Source organism: Sphingorhabdus sp. YGSMI21 (assembly GCF_002776575.1).
GTDB lineage: Bacteria > Pseudomonadota > Alphaproteobacteria > Sphingomonadales > Sphingomonadaceae > Parasphingorhabdus.
In genome coordinates, this window is the sequence record NZ_CP022548.1 from 704,354 (window position 1) to 720,804 (window position 16,451).

At 57.5% G+C, this 16,451-nt stretch carries 13 protein-coding genes; 3 read left to right on the top strand and 10 right to left on the bottom strand.

Annotated features, from left to right (window positions below):
• Positions 1-704: 704 nt before the first annotated feature.
• Together CHN51_RS03315 and CHN51_RS03320 are read right to left on the bottom strand one after the other, a co-directional pair.
• Positions 705-1,196 carry a hypothetical protein gene (locus CHN51_RS03315; protein ID WP_100092741.1) on the bottom strand — a complete coding sequence of 164 codons (492 nt, stop codon included), beginning with the start codon at positions 1,194-1,196 and terminating at the stop codon, positions 705-707.
• Positions 1,197-1,481: 285 nt separating this feature from the next.
• Positions 1,482-1,883: a PaaI family thioesterase gene (locus CHN51_RS03320; RefSeq protein WP_100092742.1), complete on the bottom strand. Its 402-nt coding sequence runs from the start codon at positions 1,881-1,883 to the stop codon at positions 1,482-1,484.
• 277 nt (positions 1,884-2,160) lie between these two features.
• Between CHN51_RS03320 and gyrB the strand changes: the two genes are divergently transcribed.
• Complete coding sequence (gyrB, locus tag CHN51_RS03325) at positions 2,161-4,677, top strand: DNA topoisomerase (ATP-hydrolyzing) subunit B (RefSeq protein WP_100092743.1); 2,517 nt, start codon at positions 2,161-2,163, stop codon at positions 4,675-4,677.
• A 117-nt stretch (positions 4,678-4,794) separates the two neighbouring features.
• A complete protein-coding gene (locus tag CHN51_RS03330; protein WP_100092744.1) occupies positions 4,795-5,151 on the top strand; it encodes a DUF393 domain-containing protein in 357 nt (118 codons plus the stop codon).
• 2 nt (positions 5,152-5,153) lie between these two features.
• On the opposite strand, the gene CHN51_RS03335 is transcribed toward CHN51_RS03330, so the two are convergent.
• The 3 genes from CHN51_RS03335 to CHN51_RS03345 all read right to left on the bottom strand — a co-directional run bounded on the left by CHN51_RS03335 (position 5,154) and on the right by CHN51_RS03345 (position 11,228).
• Positions 5,154-5,945 carry an SDR family oxidoreductase gene (locus CHN51_RS03335; protein WP_100092745.1) on the bottom strand — a complete coding sequence of 264 codons (792 nt, stop codon included), beginning with the start codon at positions 5,943-5,945 and terminating at the stop codon, positions 5,154-5,156.
• Positions 5,946-6,095: 150 nt separating this feature from the next.
• Entirely contained in the window at positions 6,096-8,555 is a 2,460-nt protein-coding gene (locus CHN51_RS03340; RefSeq protein WP_164088974.1) for a TonB-dependent receptor, read from the bottom strand.
• 213 nt (positions 8,556-8,768) lie between these two features.
• Positions 8,769-11,228, bottom strand: coding sequence for a TonB-dependent receptor (locus CHN51_RS03345; protein ID WP_100092747.1), 2,460 nt, complete (start codon positions 11,226-11,228; stop codon positions 8,769-8,771).
• Positions 11,229-11,508: 280 nt separating this feature from the next.
• Between CHN51_RS03345 and CHN51_RS03350 the strand changes: the two genes are divergently transcribed.
• Positions 11,509-12,270, top strand: coding sequence for an SDR family oxidoreductase (locus tag CHN51_RS03350; protein ID WP_100092748.1), 762 nt, complete (start codon positions 11,509-11,511; stop codon positions 12,268-12,270).
• A gap of 2 nt (positions 12,271-12,272) precedes the next feature.
• On the opposite strand, the gene CHN51_RS03355 is transcribed toward CHN51_RS03350, so the two are convergent.
• Genes CHN51_RS03355 through CHN51_RS03375 form a run of 5 tightly spaced genes read right to left on the bottom strand, consistent with a single transcriptional unit; the run spans position 12,273 to position 16,451 of the window.
• On the bottom strand, positions 12,273-12,665 hold the full coding sequence (locus CHN51_RS03355; RefSeq protein WP_100092749.1) for a limonene-1,2-epoxide hydrolase family protein: 393 nt from the start codon (positions 12,663-12,665) through the stop codon (positions 12,273-12,275).
• Between the two features lie 14 nt (positions 12,666-12,679).
• Positions 12,680-13,702, bottom strand: a complete 1,023-nt coding sequence (locus tag CHN51_RS03360; protein ID WP_100092750.1) for an NADP-dependent oxidoreductase — start codon at positions 13,700-13,702, stop codon at positions 12,680-12,682.
• Positions 13,703-13,705: 3 nt separating this feature from the next.
• Positions 13,706-14,881, bottom strand: a complete 1,176-nt coding sequence (locus CHN51_RS03365) for an acyl-CoA dehydrogenase (protein WP_100092751.1) — start codon at positions 14,879-14,881, stop codon at positions 13,706-13,708.
• 8 nt (positions 14,882-14,889) lie between these two features.
• On the bottom strand, positions 14,890-16,038 hold the full coding sequence (locus CHN51_RS03370) for a thiolase family protein (RefSeq protein ID WP_206170085.1): 1,149 nt from the start codon (positions 16,036-16,038) through the stop codon (positions 14,890-14,892).
• Positions 16,038-16,451 (bottom strand): OB-fold domain-containing protein, encoded by a 414-nt coding sequence (locus tag CHN51_RS03375; RefSeq protein ID WP_240616851.1) that lies wholly within the window; start codon positions 16,449-16,451, stop codon positions 16,038-16,040. The genes CHN51_RS03370 and CHN51_RS03375 overlap by 1 nt, the downstream gene beginning before the upstream one ends.

The window sequence follows — 16,451 nt, forward strand, 5'->3', positions numbered from 1 at the left end:
GCGCGGTTTGTTCTTTTGAACAGGTAGGGAAGATTTTCACGCGAAGACGCGAAGGCGCTAAGGGTGATAGTTATTGACGATGCGGCGGCGATCCAACGTTAATGTTGGCGCACCGGAAATCAGCTGCGTGGCCAGATCACCGTCATTGCGAGGAGCGCAGCGACGCGGCAATCCAGAGCGTCTCACCCCAATCATCAGCCCGTGCCGCCCTGGTTTGCCACGCTGCGCTCGCAATGACGTCCTTGGGACAAGTGTAAAAACACTCATCTTCACTGCCCCAATCACCAGTCTCTTCGCGCCCTAGCGTCTTCGCGTGATAAAATTCCACCCAGATCGCCTTGAGCAGCACATTCGCTGTTCGATTGCATGAGAGTTGATAAAATCCACACCATGGCCGAAGTTCTTTTCAACATGCGGAGACGATTTTCACGCAAAGGCGCTAAGAGTGATAGTTATTGACGATACGTTTGAGACCCAGTTTGAAAGTCGGTGCGCCGAAATTCCAAAATCTGGACAGACCATCGTCATTGCGAGGAGCGCAGCGACGCGGCAATCCAGAGCGTCTCACCCCAATCATCAGCCCGTGCCGCCCTGGTTTGCCACGCTGCGCTCGCAATGACGTCCTTGGGACAAGTGTAAAAACACTCATCTTCACTGCCCCAATCACCAGTCTCTTCGCGCCCTAGCGTCTTCGCGTGATAAAACTACCCCGCCACCAGCACCACATAGGTACTCTCGACCCAGCCGCTCTTGCACGGGCCGTCATAATTGCGTTTGGCGCGCACCGGAGAGGAAACACCGCAGTCGACCGCTGTGCTGTTCGCCGGATCGGAGGATTTGTCATAGACGATGCCAAACCATTGCTGGTCGATGCTGCGGGTGCAGATATGGACGGTCTGGCCGGCGGCGAGACTGTCGATTTTTTCGGCGGCGTCAAAGGGCGCACTGAGCACCGGTAGCGAGCCGCTGACATGGCGGCCGACTTCGCCGGTCGACTGGCAGGCATCAAAGCGGGGACCGCCTTCGCCGATGCGCACCGGCTTGGCCGTGGGGCCGGTCTCGACCCGTTCGGTCCGGCCGGTCGGATTGTCGATATAGGAGCTGCTTTCGGCCAGATCGTCGCTGACCTTGGTGGATTCGGAGCAGGCGATGGTTGCCAGACATAGAAGGGAAGCGGCGAGCAGGGTTCTGTTCATGCCAGAGGTTTAGCGCAAAAGCGGGCACTTTGGGAAGCTGCGAATAAATTGGGCAGGAAGAGCCCGGGCGCAGAGCGGATCGAAGCCTGCCTGCCTACCGTTCGTCCTGAGCTTGTCGAAGGACCTGCATCCCAGCTCGCAATGATTTCTTTAAGGCCCACCGCCGTTAGCCCTGAACCCGATCGGTACCCCCGACTTGTCGTTCGTGCTGAGCCTGTCGAAGCACCTGCGCGGTCTCCAGCGTCCTTCGACAAGCTCAGGACGAACGGATTGCATGGCAATCCCTCACAGCACGATCTGGGTCTGCGTGACCACGGCCACCAGCGTGCCGTCCTCCAGCGTGATCTTCGTCTGCCAGACCGACTGGCGGCGGCCGACCTTGAACGGCGTGGCCTCGCCATAGACGATAGAGCCTTCGGGGGCCGCACTCAGGAAATTGGTTTTGCTCTCCGATGTCGTCGTACCGTTCGACCCTTCGGGCAGATTGGCAAAACCGCCGAATGCGCCGAGCACGTCGGCGAAGGTCATCACCGCGCCGCCGTGAATGCTGGGGCTGCCCCTTCCGTTACCCGCAGTGCAAATCTCCGGCCGCACCAGCATTTCGCCGCGCACGACGTCCTTGTCCATCTCGGTAATCGTGATGCCCATGGTTTTGGCAAAGGGCACCATATCGGCTGGATTGGTCATGATTTGGATCCTTTTCGATCATTATTCGGCGCAAAACGGCTAGAATGGTGCTGTTTTGCACGAAGGTGCGCCGCGACAAAGCGCTTTTGGCCGTGGACTCAAAAGTTCTTGCCGGCGCGCCGTTTTGACCCCCTATCCATTTTGATAATCACGGCATTTCGCGTAAATTTTCCGCGCGAATAAAAGTCAATATAAGCATCTGATTTTTAAAGATTTTAATATCCCGAAATCCTACATTTTCCTTGGGTTTGCCGGTTCCAGCGGCTATGGTCGGGGAATGAGTGACATTAGCAATGACGATAAGCCGGAAGATGCTTCCAAATCTTCCAATCAAAACGAATATGGCGCCGATTCCATCAAGGTTCTCAAGGGCCTGGATGCAGTTCGCAAGCGCCCTGGCATGTATATCGGCGACACCGATGACGGCAGCGGCCTGCATCACATGGTGTTCGAGGTATCGGACAATGCGATCGACGAAGCCCTCGCCGGCCATTGCGACCTGATCCTGATCACCCTCAACGCCGACGGCAGCGTCTCGGTCGAGGATAATGGCCGCGGCATCCCGACCGGCATGCACAGCGAGGAAGGCGTCTCGGCAGCCGAGGTCATCATGACCCAGCTCCACGCTGGCGGCAAGTTCGAGAATACCTCCGACGACAATGCCTACAAGGTCTCCGGCGGCCTGCACGGCGTCGGCGTATCGGTGGTCAACGCCCTGTCCGAATGGCTGGAACTGGACATCTGGCGCGACGGCAAGGCGCATAACATGCGCTTCGAATTCGGCGATGCGGTAAGGCCACTGAAAGTGGTCGGCGATGCGCCGCCTGCCGACAATGCATCAGACGTCAAGAAGGGCACGAAAGTCACTTTCTTCCCGTCTCCCGCGACCTTCAAGATCACCGACTTCGATTTCGAGAAGCTCGAGCATCGCTATCGCGAACTCGCCTTCCTGAACAGCGGCGTGCATATCATCTTGCGCGACGCACGGCATGAAGAGGTGAAGGAAATCGATCTCTTCTACGAGGGCGGAATCGCCGCTTTCGTGCAATATCTCGACCGCAACAAGACGCCACTGGTCCCCGAACCGATCGCCATCCACGGCGACCGCGACGATGTCATCATCGACGTCGCGCTGGAGTGGAATGACAGCTATTATGAAAATGTCCTCTGCTTCACCAACAACATCCCGCAACGCGACGGCGGCACCCACCTGGCGGCCTTCCGCTCGGCGCTGACCCGGACGCTGAACAATTATGCCGAAAGCTCCGGCGCACTGAAGAAAGAGAAGGTCAAGCTGACCGGCGACGACATGCGCGAAGGCCTGTCGGCGATTGTATCGGTCAAATTGCCCGATCCGAAATTCAGCTCGCAGACCAAGGACAAGCTGGTCTCCTCCGAAGTGCGGCAGCCGCTGGAAAGCCTGATGGCCGACAAGCTCGCCGAATGGCTCGAGGAAAATCCGCAGAATGCCGCAATGGTCATCCAGAAGGTGATCGATGCCGCTGCTGCCCGCGAAGCGGCGAAAAAAGCGCGCGAACTGACCCGCCGCAAAGGCGCGATGGACATTGCCTCGCTGCCCGGCAAACTCGCCGACTGTCGCGAAAAAGACGCGAGCAAATGCGAACTCTTCCTGGTGGAAGGGGACTCCGCTGGCGGGTCGGCCAAACAGGGCCGCGACAGCATGTATCAGGCGATCCTGCCGCTCAAGGGCAAAATCCTCAACGTCGAACGCGCCCGTTTTGACCGGATGCTCTCGTCCAAGGAAGTCGGCACGCTGATCCAGGCCATGGGCACCGGTATCGGCCGCGAGGATTTCAATCTTGAAAAGCTGCGCTATCACAAGATCGTCATCATGACCGACGCTGACGTCGACGGCGCGCATATCCGTACCTTGCTGCTGACCTTCTTCTATCGGCAGATGCCGGAAATCATTCTTGGCGGCCATCTCTACATCGCCCAACCGCCGCTCTACAAGGTCGGCAAGGGCAAGAGCGAAGTCTATCTCAAGGATGACAATGCGCTCGATCAATATCTGGTCGAAGCCGGTCTGAGCGGCATGGTCCTGCACACCGCCGAGGGCGCGCGCAGCGGCGAAGACCTGCGCGGCCTGATCGAACATGCCCGCAGAATGCGCAGTCTGATGACCTATGTGCCGCGGCGCTACGACAGCACCATTGTCGAGGGAATGGCCCTCACGGGCGCTCTCAATCCGGATCACGGGCAGGCGGAGCGGCAAGCTGCCGTCGACGCGACCGCCGCCTGGATGGACAAGGTTGACGAGGAAGGCCGCTGGTCGGGCCAGGTGTCCGAAGAAGGCGGCTATCTGTTCCAGCGTTTCTGGCGCGGGGTCACCGACCACCATATCATCGAAGCGAAATTTCTGGAAAGCGCCGAAGCGCGCAAGCTGCACCAGCTCGCCTCGGAAGAAACCGCGACCTATGGCAGCGGCAGCCGTCTGGTCAAATCGGCCAGCGGTGACGCGGATAGCAGCGAGGATGCCGGCATCGGCTCCGAAGGCACGCTGATCACGCGACCCTCCGAGCTGCTCGATACGGTGATGGCCGCAGGCCGCAAGGGCCTCGCCATATCCCGCTACAAGGGTCTTGGCGAGATGAACGCCGAACAGCTGTGGGAAACGACGCTCGATCCGGAAGTGCGCTCGCTGCTTCAGGTAACGGTTGAACAGGCCGACGTGACCGATGATATCTTCACCAAGCTGATGGGCGAAGTCGTGGAACCGCGGCGCGAGTTCATTGTCGACAACGCGTTGAACGTCGCCAATCTGGATATCTAGCCTCTGCTGCCCTTAGGCCTTTGGGGCATATTGCGAAGGAGCATCCCGATCGTTAACTGTCTGCCATGATGATGGCGAGACAGGGATGAAGCACGATTGCGATAACGGGAAGGATCAGTGAGCCGCGTAACCACCGTCTGGTATGATGGTGCGTGCCCGCTGTGCATTCGGGAAATCGCCCTGATGCGCAAGCTAGACCGGCGCGATGCCATCAATTTCATAGATATCGCAACGCCCGCCACATCCTGTCCGCTCGACCGGCAATTGATGCTCGACCGCTTTCACGCTTCGGAAGACGGGCAGATATTGTCAGGCGCCGCCGCCTTTGCCGCCATGTGGCGCGCCATCCCAGTCATGCGGCCGCTTGGCCAAGTCGCGCGCATTCCGGGCGTGCTGCCGATCCTTGAAGCCCTGTATAAACAGTTCCTCAAGGTCCGGCCGCACATCCAGAAGCGGTTCAAGCCGATAGACTAGGCTCAGGAAGCTGCGGCGACAGCTCCCATCATCAGTTCCTGATCCTTGCGGGTGGGGTTGCCGCGTAGGCACAGCCCGCCGTTAACCTGCAAATTTTCACCGGTCATGAAACATTCGTCACTGGCCAGGAATACAGCAGCGGCAGCGATATCGTCGCTGGTTCCGATGCGGCCTAGCGGATAACGCGCTTCGAAGGACTCCACCAGTCCCGGCACCTGATCGACGCCAGCGGTCATCGGCGTCCGCGTGAGACCGGGAGAAATGCTGTTGGCCCTGATACCCTGCTCGCCGAATTCATGCGCCACGCAGCGAATGATATGGTCGGTCGCGGCCTTGGTTCCCATATAGGCAGCATGGTCGTTGAGCATGATCGTTGCCGTGGCCGAACTGATCTGGATCAACGATCCGCCATCGCCCATCGCCTTGATCATTTCCTGATAGAATTGGAACGGCCCGACCAGCTGCAGCGCCGACATGGTTTCCAGTTCTTCCTTGGTATTTTCCAGGAAGGGCTTGAGAAAGCCCAGTCCGGTCGCGTTAACCGCGATATCAACGCCGCCCATTTTGCTTTTTGCTGTCTCGCCAAGAGCCTTGATATCGGCTTCGCTGGTAAGATCGCACAGCGCATAATGGCCGCCAATCTCTTCGGCAAAGCGCTTCAGTTCTTCTTCCTTGCGCCCCGCGACCAGCACATCGGCGCCTTCATCGCGAAACCGCCTGGCAATCACCTGCCCCATATTGTCGCGACCTGCGGCCCCCAAAACTATCGCCTTTTTTCCTTCCAGACGTCCCATAGACTTGCTCCTCCAATCCAGTTGTTATGCGTTGCGCCATATTAGCCGTTCACCAACTGGGCACTACTCTCACAATGGCTATTGCCCTGCGTAAAAAAAGGGCCGGATCAACTCGCGTCAACCCGGCCCAGATTAATCAACGGGAGTTGACTAGAACTTGAAAGCAGCTTCCACGAATACCTGGCGGCCGCGATTTTGCGTGACCACGAGATCGTCGCCAACGCCTGGCTCGAGGAACGGACGACCGCTGCTGGTGTTGATCCAGATTTCGTCGGTCAGGTTAACGCCAACCAGCGACAACTTCCATTTTCCTTCGGGATCGCCGATCGAGACGGAACCATCGATGGAAATATAGCTGTCCTGTTTGAGATCCGAGAAGGAATCCTCGTTGGTGAAATAGGATCCGCTATACTGGAGGTTTCCGTTCAGTCCCAGTTCGAGGGCATCGCCCAGCGGAACAAACCAGTCAAAGGCAGCATTGGCAGCGAATTTTGGCGCACGCGCTGCGGCCCGGCCGTCGATGTCCTCACCCGAGGTCGTCACGAACGGAGCGGTAAATTTCGCGTCGGTATAGGCGATCGAACCGGAAAGGTTCAGACCTTCGACTGGCGTCCGCCATCCCCATTCGACATCGACACCCTGGCTGGTCAGCTGGCTGGCGTTGAACGTCTGGAACTGGACCGCAGCGGCATCGAAATTCTGCACCTGAAGATCATCAAACACATAGTAGAAAACCGAAGTGTTGAGCGTCAGCGTACGGTCGGCAAATTGTGCCTTGACGCCGACTTCACCACCGAGACCGGTTTCCGACTTGAATTTCAGCGCATCGGCTACAGCCTGACGAGTGGCGGGATCCGGGTCGTTGAAGCCCAGCAAGCTGGAAGATGGCAAAGCGCTGTTGTCGATACCGCCGGATTTGAAACCGGTCTTGAAAGCACCGTAAATATTGATGTCCGGGGTAGCCTGATAACGGATCGAAAGTTCAGGCGAGAAATTGTCATCGCTGAATTCAATTGGTCCGGAGAAGAAGCCGCTCTGGATGAACGCCGGGCCCGATGACAGGAATGTGTGGACATAGGGCACGGAAATACGGCTGGTCTTGTTTTCGTCGGTCCAGCGCACACCACCGGAAATCTGCAGCTGTTCGGTCAGGTCCAGCGTCGCACTGGCAAAAAATGAAAGCGCTTCGGTTTTGGTGTTCTGCTTCTTGTACCAGTCATAGGTATATCCGGTGACCGGATCCGGTCCGACAAAGGAAATGTTCACGCCCTGTTGCGAGGTGTTGAAATCAATGTCCCGCGATTCATAAAATGCGCCGACCATGAAATTGAACATGCCGTCAAAATCGGTGGTAACGCGCAGTTCCTGGGTGAACTGTTCGGTCTTGTTGACAGGGTCGCTGCAACCCGCATTGCCCGGAACGCCCGGCGCGATTTCCCCGACATAGGCATAGCAGTCCGTATCGATGGAATCGAGGCTGAGATAGCCGGAAACCGACGACAGGGTCAGCGAGTCGGAGATGTCCAGATCCCATTTCAGGCGCCCGAAGAAAATCTCCGTTTCGCCATAAGGAACGCCATTTTCAAAGCGCGTGTCACCACCGGAACCCGCTGGTACGTTCGACACAAGCGCCGCGGCACCGTCGGATGTATGATAGAGGCCATCGCGGTCGTTACAATCGGCATTGGACGGAATGACAAGCCCACCCTGGAGCAGATAAACGGGATCCGCCACGCCGTTGGCGCCGCAGTTCACATCGGTATGGCCAATGGCGCCGTCGCTCTTATTCTTGACGTAGTTCAACTTCAGATTGGCGTTGAAATTGTCAACCGGATCCCATTGCAGGGTCACGCGGCTGATGAAATTGCTGATTCCGCGGGAATCGCGAATGCTTCCATCGGGATTGAAGGCTGGCGTACCCGGCGCAAGCTTCACATAATCCTCGATATCCTGATATTGCGCAGCCACGCGGATGCCCAGCGTGTCGGTAACCGGACCGGAAATATAACCACCGGCGGTGTAGCCATTTTCTTCAAACTCGTAGGAAGCTTTGCCGCCCATTTCCCAACTCCTCGTGGGATTGGCGGAACGGATGGCGAAAACACCGGCCGAGGCGCTCTTGCCGAAGAACAGCGACTGGGGCCCCTTCAGGACATCGATCTGCTGCACGTCGAAGAAGCCGGCCTGCACGATACGCATCGTGCTCACCTGGACACCGTCGAAGTCGAAGGCAACGGCGGAATCGAATGCTGCGGAAATATTGGATGACCCGACGCCGCGCAGGCTGATCTGGCCGCCCGAACCGGAGCCACCAACCTGCACATTGAGCGCGGGCACACGGCTGACTACGTCGGCGATTTCATTGACCTGGAATTTCTCCAGCGTATCGCCTCCGATGGCGGAGACGGTCACAGGCACTTCCTGCAAGGTTTCGGTCTGCTTACGCGCGATCACGGTAATGACATTGCTGTCGTCATATTCGGCAGCGTCTTGTGCATGGGCTGGTGCGGCGATGCCGGCGAAGGCCAGACTCGCTGCCGAACCCATCAGCAACCCCCGGACGGAATTGCGGGGCAATATTGTATCAAGACGTGTCGATTGTGAACTCATAAGAACCTCCAAAAAAAATACCTCAGCTATGAACCTGAGGTACATCCAAAACTGACGGCTTTTTATTTGCCGCCTTAATTGCAAGCGACTAACAGGTCCCTTGGTGCCTGCTACTGTCACTTTCGCTATTTGGAGCGTTGCCCTATTACCAAAATTGACAGGCCGGGATCAGCTTGCGCTGCCCCGGCCCGATTTGTTCAACAGAAGCGTCTATCAGAACTTGAAGGCGGCCTCCACGAAGACCTGACGACCACGGTTCTGCGTGACCACAAGATCGTCGCCGACGCCCGGTTCAAGGAACGGACGACCGCCGCTGGTGTTGATCCAGATTTCATCCGTCAAGTTCACCCCGACCAGCGACAGCTTCCATTTGCCTTCCGGATCACCGACCGAGATCGAGCCATCGATGGACACATAGCTGTCCTGCTTGAGATCCGAGATGGAATCCTCATTGGTGAAATAGGAACCGCTATACTGAATGTTGCCGTTGAGACCGAGCTCGATCGAGTCCCCCATCGGTACCGTCCAGTCAAAGGCCGCGTTGGCAGCAAATTCCGGCGCGCGCGCCGCTCTGCGGCCATCGATATCCTCACCCGAGGTTGTCACGAAGGGCGCTGTGAACTTGGCATCCGTATAAGCGATCGAACCGGAGAGATTCAGGCCCTCGACCGGCGTGCGCCATCCCCATTCGACATCGACACCCTGGCTGGTCAGCTGGCTGGCGTTGAAGGTTTGGAACTGGACCGTGGCGGCATCGAAATTCTGCACCTGCAGATCGTCGAACACATAATAGAAGATCGAGGTGTTCAACGTGACGGTCCGGTCTGCAAACTGCGCCTTGACGCCTACTTCACCCCCAAGGCCCGTCTCGGACTTGAATTTCAGCGCGTCTGCAACCGCCTGACGGACGGCCGGATCCGGATCGTTGAAGCCCAGCAGGCTGTTCGATGGCAGCGCACTGTTGTCAATACCGCCTGACTTGAAACCCGTCTTGAACGCACCATAGATATTGATATCCGGCGTCGCCTGATATTTCAGCGAGACTTCAGGCGAGAAATTGGAGTCCTTGAAGGTAATCGGCCCGGAGAAAAAGCCGCTGCTGATAAAGGCCGGCGTCGCGGAAAGGAACGTGTGGACATAAGGAACGCTGATGCGCGAGACTTTTTTCTCGTCGGTCCAGCGGATCCCGCCGGACAGTTCCAGCTGGTCGGTAAGATCCAGGGTCGCACTGGCAAATAGCGACAGCGCCTCGGTCTTGGTATTCTGCTTCTTGAACCAGTCATAGGTATTGCCGGTGACCGGATCGGGTCCGACGAAAGAGATGTTCACACCCTGTTGCGAGGTATTGAAATCGATGGTGCGGTCTTCGTAGAAAGCGCCGACCATGAAGTTGAACATTCCGTCAAAGTCGCTGGAGATACGCAGTTCCTGCGTATATTGCTCCGTTTTGTTCTGCGGATCGCTACAGCCGGCATTGGCCGGTACGGTGGGCGAAAACTGACCGACATAGGCATAGCAGTCGGTATCTACCGCATCGAGGCTCAGATAGCCGGAAACCGATGACAGGGTCAGCGAGTCGGTGAGATCGAGATCCCATTTGAGCCTGCCGAAGAAAATTTCCGTCTCGCCATAGGGAACGCCGTTTTCAAAACGCGGCTTTCCGGCCGAACCGTCGGGAAGCTGACCGGTCAGAGCAGCGGCACCGTCAGAGTGATGGTAGAGACCATCGCTGTCGTTGCAGTCGGCGTTGGAAGGAATGACCAGACCGCCGGAGAGCAGATATACAGGATCCGCCACCCCGTTGGCGCCGCAATTGATATCGGAATGGCCAACCGCGCCGTCATTTTCATTTTTGACATAATTCAACTTCAGATTGGCGCTGAAATTGTCGACCGGATCCCATTGCAGGGTTACGCGGCTCACAAAGCTCTGCAGTCCACGGGCATCGCGGATGCTGCCATCCGGATTGAAAGCGGCCGTGTCCGGGGCAAGCTTCACATATTCATCAATGTCCTGATATTGCGCAGCGACGCGGATACCAAGCGTTTCGGTAAGCGGACCGGAAATATGCCCGCCCACCGTATAGGCTTTTTCCTCGAACTCGTAGGATGCCTTTCCGGCCACTTCCCAGAACGGAGTGGGATCGGCAGACCGAACCGCGAACACGCCTGCCGAGGCGCTCTTGCCAAAGAACAGCGATTGCGGCCCCTTGAGGACGTCAATCTGCTGGACATCGAAGAAGCCGGCCTGGACCATCCGCATCGTGCTGACCTGGACACCGTCAAAATCGAAAGCGACCGCGGAGTCGAAAGAAGCGGATATGTTGGAAGAACCAACACCGCGCAGACTGATCTGGCCGCCCGAACCGGAGCCGCCAACCTGCACGTTCAACGCGGGCACGCGGCTGACCACATCGGCAATTTCATTGACCTGATATTTTTCCAGCGTATCGCTGCCGATTGCAGTTACGGTTACCGGGACTTCCTGCAATGTTTCAGTCTGTTTGCGCGCGATAACCGTAATTACCGTAGACTCGTCGATCTCGTCGGAATCCTGAGCCATTGCCGGCGACGCGAGACCCGCACAGGCGGTTGCGGCGGCGGAACCCAGCAGAAGCGATCGGATCGCTCTGGATTTCAGGACGGATTTGTGGCGTAGCGGATATCTGGTCATTACTCTCTCCCAAAATGGTCCGACCTGATCCGTCGGTACCTTTCCAATTTTTGGCGGTTTTTCCGCCTTATTGTGGGATTATCTTAAGCCGCAGTTCCGGATCGCTCTGCTAGCCAATTTGATAGCAAATACGGAGAACTGTGTTTTTTGCGCAACAATTGTACGTTTCACGCAGCTAAACGGCAACGGTCCTAGCGATAGTGCTAACGATAATAGGGATTGCGTCGGCCGGAAACTCCCCGCCTATAGGCGCCAGGAATTCAGAATCGGAGAAAAGAAAATGGCTCGCCTCAGTGGAAAAATTGCAATCGTAACTGGCGCCGGTTCCGGACTCGGGAAGGCGATCAGTGAAACATTCGCCGAGGAAGGCGCGCAAGTCGTTCTGACCGATATTGATATCGAAGCCGCGACAAAAGTGGCGGACGCGATCGGCGCTAATGCCATCGCGCTGCAGCAGGATGTTGTCGATGAGGCGCGCTGGGACGAAATATTCGCGGCTACGGCCGACGCTTTCGGCGCGCCGCATATTCTGGTCAACAATGCCGGGCTGGTCATTCCCGGCACGATCGAGGATTGCTCGCTCGAACTGTTCCGCAAGCAGACGTCCGTCATGCTCGACGGCGTGTTCCTCGGGTGCCGCAGCGCGGTCCGGGCCATGAAATCCAATGACCAGCCCAGTTCGATCATCAACCTCAGTTCGATGGCGGCCTTGCAGGGCTATTCGCCCTTTGTCGCCTATAGCGCCGCCAAAGGTGGCGTGCGGTCGATGACCAAATCGGTGGCCCTGCACTGCAAGGAACAGGATTATCCGATCCGCTGCAACAGCCTGCATCCCGCCGGCATTGATACGCCGATGGTGCGTCAGGAAGCCGTTGGCGCTGGTGGCGGAGAAACGCCGGAAACCGGAATGATAAAGATTGGCGAACTGGGCCACCCCAACGATGTTGCCGCTCTATGCGTCTATCTGGCGAGCGATGAATCCCGCTTCATGACTGCCGGTGAATATCCGGTCGACAACGGGGTGCTGTATAAGCCTGCCTAATCTCAGGAGGCGGCAGCACCCATGGCTGCCGCCATCTGGTTCTGGAATTCCGCGAGATCGAAATAGTCACGCCATTTGGCGATCTTGCCGTCGCGCATTTCGAACGTGCCCATAACGCGGATGGCAATCCATTGCCCGTTGATCCGGAACTTGTCGGTCCGCTCGGTAAGAACGGTCTGACCCTCGGCAACGATATGGTGGACGATCCATTCCGCGCCGTCGGAGCCCATGCCCGAACCGTCAAAAAAGGCCTTCACCGCATCGATGCCGACACAGGGTTCCATCGGGATATTATGGTAGAAAATATCGTCCGCCATGGCCGCGTAGATCGCGTCATAATCCAGCCGGTTCCACGCATCGATAAAATCGAGCACCTGTTGCTTGTTGTCGGCCATGGCGAAATTCTCCCTTAGTCTTCCGGCGACACGTCGAGGATCATCTTGCCCTGATTGGCCCCGGAGAAAAGTTTCATGAAAGCAGCATAGCTGTTCTCAATGCCCTTATCGATATCTTCGTCATGCTTGATCTTCCCCTCGGCGAGCCATTTACCCATTTCGGCAATGCCTTCGGCGAAACGTGGCGGATAATCGCGGACGAGAAAGCCCTTGATCGTCGCCTGACGCGAGATCAGATACCAGAGATTGCGGATACCGACCGGTTCGGGGCTGTTATACTCGCTAATCAAGCCGCAGAGTACGACACGGCCATATTCGTTGATCGCAGTAATCCCGGCGTCAAGAATTTCACCGCCGACATTTTCCCAGATGATATCGACACCATCGGGAGCAGCCGCCGCAATTTCCTTTTCGAGTTCGGCCTGGCTCTTGCCGCGATAATCGATGGCGGCATCGAAACCATAATCTTCGGTCAGGCGACGGCATTTGTCCGCGCCGCCAGCAATACCGATAACACGGCAGCCCTTGATCTTGCCGATCTGGCCAACCAGCGAACCAACCGCACCGGCCGCACCAGTCACCAGCAATGTGTCTCCTGCCTTGGGCTTGCCATCATCGATCATGCCGAAATAGGCGGTCATCCCGACCGCGCCGAGTACCGACAGAAAATTGGTCGGCGAAGGAACCAGCGAAGCATCTACCGGCGATGTAAAACCGCCGGCTTCCACCACCGAATATTCCTCCATCGCGCCAAGACCGACAACCCATTGTCCGACTGGAAAATCCGGGTTTTTGGATTCGGCGACGCGACCGACGCTGCTGGCAGTGACCGCAGCCCCCAAAGCGATCGGCGGCATATAGCTTTCCGCATCGCTCATCCAGCCGCGTTGGGCCGGATCAAGCGAGATATAATGGTTGCGCACCAGAAACGAACCGTCGGACAGCTCCGGCAAGTCTTCTTCGACCAGCGCAAAATCGCTTTCCTTGGGCTCGCCTACCGGGCGACTGACAAGCGTGAATTTGCGGTTCTTGGTCATATATTATCCTTCGTTCGCGATTTTGTGGGATTTCTTGATTTTCTTGGCGAGCGACCATTTGTGGACTTCGGTCGGGCCGTCATAGACACGGAAGGCGCGCACTTCGCGGAACACCTGTTCGACGACCGTGTCCTTGCTCAGTCCGGTACCGCCCATCACCTGCACGCAATTGTCGGCGATACGGAACAAGGCTTCGGAAACGGCAACCTTTGCCATCGAGCTCTCGGTTGTTCCCAATGCACCGGTGTCGAGCACCGTGGCGCACCAGTCGATCATCAGTTCGGCCTGCTTCAGATCGATCTGGTTCTGCGCCAGCATGAAACCAACGCCTTCATGATCGATCAGCGGCTTGCCAAAGGCCTGCCGTTTGCAGGCATAATCAATGGCAATTTCCTGCGCCCGGTCGCAGCAGCCGAGCCAGCGCATACAATGGGTCAGGCGGGCCGGAGACAATCGCACTTGCGCATATTTGAAGCCTTCGCCGCTTTCGCCAAGCATCTGGTCGGCCGGCACGCGGAGATTGTCGATTTGCACCACCGAATGGCTGCCCGGCATCGAGCTGTCGATCGTGTCCAGCACCCGTTCGATCCTGATTGCAGGATCGGGAAGGTCGACGAGGAACATCGTCGCGCCTTCGTCGGATTTCGCCATGATGATCCCGACCTTCGCGCCTTTGGCACCAGTGATGAAGGTCTTGCGACCGTTGATCACCCAATGATTGCCGTCCGGCTTCGCGGTCGTCTGCATCATCATCGGGTCGGAACCCGCACCATTTTCACTGGCCGGTTCGGTCATGAAAAAGGCCGAGCGTTCCCGTCCGGACACCAGCGGTTCCAGGAACCGCTCCTTCTGCTCCGGCGAGGCGCATTTGCCGAGCAGATACATATTGCCTTCGTCCGGCGCGAACGTGTTTACCGCCAGCGGACCCAGTGGCGACAATCCGGACTTGCGCAGAACAAGCGCTGTCTCCAGATGGGTCAGATGGCTGCCGTCCTCGCGGATATGCGGTGTCAGAACGCCGGCCTCTTTGGCTAGCGCGCGCATTTCCTGCACCAGACCGTCGGTCGGACCATGGTCCTCGCAACGCTCGTCTTTTTCAAAAGCAAAAATCTTGTCGCGAACGAATTTCTCAACCCGTTCAGCCATGTCATGCGCCTCGGCGCTAATATCTTTGGTCATCGAATCTCCTATCTTTGGAGAATCGTTACGGCAGATACGCCCGGCGCGCCATAGACTTGCGTATAGGCCGTTTTCGGATCGCCCGGCACCTGCCGCGCTCCCGCCGTTCCCCGCAATTGCACGACATTCTCGTAAACCTGGCGCAAGCCGGAAGCGCCGATTGGCTCGCCACAGGCAAGACAGCCACCATCCGTATTGATCGGCAATTCACCGGTGATATCGCTGCGTCCTTCGAGCAACCACTGTTCCTGATCGCCCGGCTTGCAGAAACCATTTTCCGCCATATGCATGATTTCCGCACCGGACTCGGTGTCCTGCAATTGCGCGATATCAATATCTTCAGGGCCCATGCCGGCCTGTTCGAAAGCAGCCTTGGAGGCGATTTCGGTTGCGGTACCGCCGCGCTCGTTGTCGATCGATGCGGCAAATACTTCGAACGAGCCCGGAGGCCGTGTGCGCATCACCGAAGATTTGAGCCGGATGATCGGCACGCCCAGTTCCCGGGCCTTTTTCTCGCTCGCGAGAATGAGCGCCACGGCGCCTTCGGCCGGTGAACAGAACATATATTTGGTCAGCGGATCGCAGATCATCGGCGCGTTCATGATCGTGTCGAGGTCCACTTCGCTGCGTCGCCATGCGTGATCGGTTTTCACCCCGTTGCGGAATGCCTTTTCGGCAACTCGCCCCAATGTCTCGCGGCTGATATTATGCTCGTGCAGATAGCGCATGATCTTCGCGCCGAAAAACTGGACGGTCAGCATATAGCCGGCCTCACCATACCAGTTTGGCAGTCCGTAAGCCGACGGATCGGCGTTGAAAGCACCGCGCGGATGTTTGTCGAAACCGACCGCCATGCCCATTTCATATTCACCCGACTTGATCGCGCTCACCGCAGCGTTGAGCGCTGATCCGCCGGTTGCGCAGCCGTTGGAGACATTGATGAACTGGATACCGGTCAGGCCGAGCTGCGACACCATATTGTCCGCGCTGCCCGAAGCCGCCGATCCGCCAAAAGCGAACTCCACATCTTTCCATTCGATGCCGCTGTCGGCCAGCGCCTGCCGTACGGCGAAAATGCCCTGGTCCATGCCATCGCGCCCTTCGGTCCGGCCGAACGGGTGAATGCCTGCTCCTACGATGCAAACGTCTGACATGATTATTCTCCCTGGACAGGTTTGAAGGCATGAATGAGCTTCTGCTCTTCGGGCGGCGCTTCGGGATCCAGCGGGATCACCGTAAATTCCACCTCCATGCCGATTTGGACATCATCCGGATCAACACCGGTCAATCGCGATTCCACCATCGTCTGGCCCGGCAGGCTGACATAGGCGACCACATAGGGCTTGAACTTCTCCGGATCGGTCGGTCCGATATAGGGCGGCTTGGGCGGAAATCGCTGGACCGTATAGGTCCAGACGGTTCCGCGCGTACCGAGCGCCACCGGCTCGATATTGTCATCGGGAGTCAATGGCAGCGGAAAGAATATCTGGCCGGTTTCCCTGTTGCGCGCGCCCAATAGCGCGCTCATGTCATCGGTAAACAGATTGTCAGCAATCGGTTGTGCACTCAC

What these genes read in the sequence shown, in the direction of transcription:
- CHN51_RS03315 (WP_100092741.1), bottom strand. Translation starts at nt 1,196, where the DNA reads ATGAACAGAACCCTGCTCGCCGCTTCCCTTCTATGTCTGGCAACCATC.
- CHN51_RS03320 (WP_100092742.1), bottom strand. Translation starts at nt 1,883, where the DNA reads ATGACCAATCCAGCCGATATGGTGCCCTTTGCCAAAACCATGGGCATC.
- gyrB (WP_100092743.1), top strand. Translation starts at nt 2,161, where the DNA reads ATGAGTGACATTAGCAATGACGATAAGCCGGAAGATGCTTCCAAATCT.
- CHN51_RS03335 (WP_100092745.1), bottom strand. Translation starts at nt 5,945, where the DNA reads ATGGGACGTCTGGAAGGAAAAAAGGCGATAGTTTTGGGGGCCGCAGGT.
- CHN51_RS03340 (WP_164088974.1), bottom strand. Translation starts at nt 8,555, where the DNA reads ATGAGTTCACAATCGACACGTCTTGATACAATATTGCCCCGCAATTCC.
- CHN51_RS03345 (WP_100092747.1), bottom strand. Translation starts at nt 11,228, where the DNA reads ATGACCAGATATCCGCTACGCCACAAATCCGTCCTGAAATCCAGAGCG.
- CHN51_RS03350 (WP_100092748.1), top strand. Translation starts at nt 11,509, where the DNA reads ATGGCTCGCCTCAGTGGAAAAATTGCAATCGTAACTGGCGCCGGTTCC.
- CHN51_RS03355 (WP_100092749.1), bottom strand. Translation starts at nt 12,665, where the DNA reads ATGGCCGACAACAAGCAACAGGTGCTCGATTTTATCGATGCGTGGAAC.
- CHN51_RS03360 (WP_100092750.1), bottom strand. Translation starts at nt 13,702, where the DNA reads ATGACCAAGAACCGCAAATTCACGCTTGTCAGTCGCCCGGTAGGCGAG.
- CHN51_RS03365 (WP_100092751.1), bottom strand. Translation starts at nt 14,881, where the DNA reads ATGACCAAAGATATTAGCGCCGAGGCGCATGACATGGCTGAACGGGTT.